Source organism: uncultured Rhodoblastus sp., from assembly GCF_903903185.1.
GTDB lineage: Bacteria > Pseudomonadota > Alphaproteobacteria > Rhizobiales > Beijerinckiaceae > Rhodoblastus.
In genome coordinates, this window is the sequence record NZ_CAIUXT010000043.1 from 1 (window position 1) to 4697 (window position 4697).

1 protein-coding gene and 1 pseudogene are annotated in these 4697 nt (G+C 61.6%); both read left to right on the top strand.

Translation table 11 applies throughout. The annotated features are described in order from the left end of the window. A partial coding sequence (rpoB, locus tag QZY01_RS03600) for a DNA-directed RNA polymerase subunit beta (protein WP_294533459.1) occupies window positions 1–3825 on the top strand: 3825 nt, incomplete at its 5' end. Window positions 3826–3931: 106 nt separating this feature from the next. Next, a pseudogene (locus tag QZY01_RS03605) lies at window positions 3932–4697 on the top strand (DNA-directed RNA polymerase subunit beta'); the annotation flags it as partial.

Here is a 4697-nt window from a genome sequence, read left to right on the forward strand (position 1 = left end):
ACGCTCCGCCTGATCGTGTTCGATCTCGACCCCGACACCGGCGCCAAGTCGGTAAAGGACATCAAGGAGCAGGACGTCTACATGGGCGACATGCCCTTCATGACGTCGAACGGCACCTTCATCGTCAATGGCACCGAGCGCGTCATCGTCTCGCAGATGCATCGCTCCCCCGGCGTGTTCTTCGATCACGACAAGGGCAAGAGCCATAGTTCCGGCAAGCTGCTGTTCGCCGCACGGATCATTCCCTATCGCGGCTCCTGGCTCGATATCGAATTCGACGCGAAGGACATCGTCTACGCGCGCATCGACCGCCGCCGCAAGATTCCGGCGACGTCGCTGCTCTATGCGCTTGGCTTCGACGGCGAGGAAATCCTGTCGGCCTTCTACAACAAGGTGCATTACGTCCGCGAAAAGGACGGCTGGCGGCTGCCCTTCGACGGCGACCGCCTCAAGGGCATGAAAGCCGTGGTCGATGTCGTTGACGCCGACACCGGCGACGTCGTCATCGAAGCCGGCAAGAAGCTCACCGTGCGCGCCGCTCGCGCGCTCACCGAGCGCGGCGTGAAATTCATCAAGGCGCAGGACGAGGATCTTTACGGCCAATACATCGGCGAAGACCTCTACAATCCGGAAACCGGCGAAATCTTCGCCGAAGCGGGCGAGGAAATCACCGCCAAGTCGCTCGAAACCCTGATCGGTCTCGGTTTTTCGGAATTGCCGCTGCTCGACATCGATCACATCAACATCGGCCCCTATATCCGCAACACTTTGGCGGTGGACAAGAACAGTTCGCGCGAAGAGGCCCTGTTCGACATCTACCGCGTGATGCGCCCCGGCGAGCCGCCGACCATCGATTCGGCGGAGGCGATGTTCCATTCGCTGTTCTTCGATTCCGAGCGCTACGACCTTTCCGCTGTCGGTCGCGTCAAGATGAACATGCGCCTAGATCTCGACGCGCCCGACACCACCCGCATCCTGCGCCGCGAGGATATTCTCGCGGTGGTCAAGGCGCTGGTGGACCTGCGCGACGGCCGCGGCGAAATCGACGACATCGATCATCTCGGCAACCGCCGTGTGCGTTCGGTCGGCGAATTGATGGAAAATCAATATCGCCTCGGCCTGCTGCGCATGGAGCGCGCGATCAAGGAGCGCATGTCCTCGGTCGATATCGATACGGTCATGCCGCAGGATCTGATCAACGCCAAGCCGGCCGCCGCCGCCGTGCGCGAATTCTTCGGCTCGTCGCAGCTGTCGCAATTCATGGATCAGACCAATCCGCTGTCGGAAATCACCCACAAGCGCCGCCTTTCGGCGCTGGGTCCGGGCGGCCTGACGCGCGAGCGCGCCGGTTTCGAAGTGCGCGACGTGCATCCGACCCATTATGGCCGCATCTGCCCGATTGAGACGCCGGAAGGCCCGAATATCGGCCTGATCAACTCGCTCGCCACTTTCGCGCGCGTCAATAAATACGGGTTCATCGAAGCGCCATACCGGCGCGTCAAGGACGGCAACGTCACCGACGAGGTGGTCTATCTCTCGGCGATGGAAGAGGGCAAATATTCGGTCGCCCAGGCCAACGCCCAACTCGACGATAAGGGCAATCTGACGGAAGACCTCGTGGTCTGCCGCCACGCCGGCGACGTCGTGCTGTTGACCCGCGACCGCGTCGATTTCATGGACGTTTCGCCCAAGCAGCTCGTCTCGGTGGCGGCGGCGCTGATTCCATTTCTTGAAAACGATGACGCCAATCGCGCGCTGATGGGTTCGAACATGCAGCGCCAGGCCGTGCCTTTGGTGCGCGCCGACGCGCCGCTGGTCGGCACCGGCATGGAATCCATTGTCGCGCGGGATTCCGGCGCGGCGATCGCGGCGCGCCGCACCGGCATCGTCGATCAGATCGACGCGACGCGCATCGTCGTGCGCGCCACCGAAGATCTGGGCGCGGGCCGTCCCGGCGTCGATATCTACCGTCTCATGAAGTTCCAGCGCTCGAACCAATCGACCTGCATCAACCAGCGTCCGCTGGTGCGCGTCGGCGACGTCGTGCGCAAGGGCGACATCATCGCCGACGGTCCCTCGACCGACATGGGCGATCTGGCGCTCGGCCGCAATGTGGTCGTCGCCTTCATGCCCTGGAACGGCTATAATTTCGAGGATTCCATCCTGCTCAACGAGAAGATCGTCAAGGAGGATATTTTCACTTCGATTCACATCGACGAATTCGAGGTGATGGCGCGCGACACCAAACTCGGTCCCGAGGAAATCACCCGCGATATTCCCAATGTGTCGGAAGAGGCGCTCAAGAATCTCGACGAAGCCGGCATCGTCTATATTGGAGCGGAAGTGGCGGCGGGCGATATTCTCGTCGGCAAGATCACGCCGAAGGGCGAAAGCCCGATGACGCCGGAAGAAAAGCTTCTTCGGGCGATTTTCGGCGAAAAGGCTTCGGACGTGCGCGACACCAGCTTGCGCGTGCCGCCGGGCGTGCAGGGCACGATCGTCGAAGTGCGGGTGTTCAACCGCCATGGCGTCGACAAGGACGAACGCGCCCAGGCGATCGAGCGCGAAGAAATCGAGCGTCTGGCCAAGGATCGCGACGACGAGTTGGCCATTCTCGACCGCAACGTCTACGCCCGCCTCGCCGACATGCTGCTCGGCAAGACGGCGCTGTCCGGCCCCAAGGGCTTCAAGAAGGACCATTTGCTGACCCGCGAGGTGATCGACGAATATCCGCGCTCGCAATGGTGGGCCTTTGCCATCGACGACGACGCCGTGATGGGCGAGATCGAGGCCATGCGCAAGCAATATGACGAGTCCAAGAAGGGGCTGGAAAGCCGCTTCCTTGACAAGGTCGAAAAATTGCAGCGCGGCGACGAATTGTCGCCGGGCGTGATGAAAATGGTCAAGGTTTTCGTCGCGGTGAAACGCAAGATCCAGCCGGGCGACAAGATGGCCGGCCGGCACGGCAACAAGGGCGTGGTCTCGCGCATCCTGGCGCAGGAGGACATGCCCTTCCTCGCCGACGGCACGCCGGTCGATATCGTGCTGAATCCGCTCGGCGTGCCTTCGCGCATGAATGTCGGGCAGATTCTCGAAACCCATCTCGGCTGGGCCTGCCGCAATCTCGGCAAGCAGGTCGCGGAGGCGATCAATATCTACCAGCGCTCGCTCGAATCCGCGCCCTTGCGGAAAAAGCTCGGCGAGCTTTACGGCGACGGCGCCGACACCGCCGATCTGGCGCGGCTCGAAGACAGCGAACTGGTCGAAATCGCCCAGAACCTGACGCGCGGCATTCCGATCGCCACACCGGTGTTCGACGGCGCGCGCGAGCCGGACATTGTCGTCATGCTCAACCAGGCGGGCCTCGATGGCTCCGGCCAGACCGTGCTCTACGACGGGCGCACTGGCGAGGCCTTCGATCGCAAGGTGACGGTGGGTGTGATCTACATGCTCAAATTGCACCATCTCGTCGACGACAAGATCCACGCGCGCTCGATCGGGCCTTATTCGCTGGTCACCCAGCAGCCGCTCGGCGGCAAGGCGCAGTTCGGCGGCCAGCGTTTCGGCGAAATGGAGGTCTGGGCGCTCGAAGCCTATGGCGCGGCTTACACCTTGCAGGAAATGCTCACCGTCAAGTCGGACGACGTGGCGGGCCGCACCAAGGTCTACGAATCCATCGTGCGCGGCGACGACAATTTTGAATCGGGCATTCCCGAGAGCTTCAACGTGCTGGTCAAGGAAATGCGTTCGCTCGGCCTCAATGTCGAGCTGAACCAGGCGGCGATCCCGGACGAGGAAGTTCCGCCGGCCGAAGCCGCCGAGTGATCTGGAACCTTTATCGGGGCGCGGCCGCCGCGCCCCCGTTTTCCTTAAATTCAGGCCGGGATTTCGCGCGGAAAGCGCGTGAAACGTCCGCCGCAGGAGACAAAAGATGAATCAAGAGGTCATGAATCTCTTCAGTCCGGTCGTCGCTCCCCAGGCTTTCGACCAGATTCAAATTTCCATCGCCAGCCCGGAAAAAATCCTCTCCTGGTCGTTCGGCGAAATCAAGAAGCCGGAAACCATCAACTACCGGACCTTCAAGCCGGAGCGCGACGGCCTGTTCTGCGCCCGCATTTTTGGTCCGATCAAGGATTATGAATGCTTGTGCGGCAAGTACAAGCGCATGAAATACAAGGGCGTCATCTGCGAGAAGTGCGGCGTCGAGGTCACGCTTTCACGAGTCCGGCGCGACCGCATGGGCCATATTTCGCTGGCCGCGCCGGTCGCCCATATCTGGTTCCTGAAAAGCCTTCCGTCGCGCATCGGGCTGCTGCTCGACATGACGCTCAAGGATCTGGAGCGGATTCTCTATTTCGAGTCCTACATCGTCATCGACAATGGCCTGACCCCGCTAAAGGTCCGGCAATTGCTGAACGAGGAGGAATTCATCCTCGCGCAGGACGAATATGGCCAGGACAGTTTCACCGCCCTGATCGGCGCCGAGGCGATCCGCGAACTGCTGCGCAACATGGACCTCGCGACCATCGCCGCGCAGCTCAAGGTCGAGATCGCCGAATCGACCACCGAGCTCAAGCCGAAGAAGCTCGCCAAGCGCCTGAAGATCATCGAGGCCTTCATGAATTCCGGCAACAAGCCGGAATGGATGATTCTGACCGAAGTGCCGGTGATCCCTCCGGACCTGCGTCCGCTGGTGC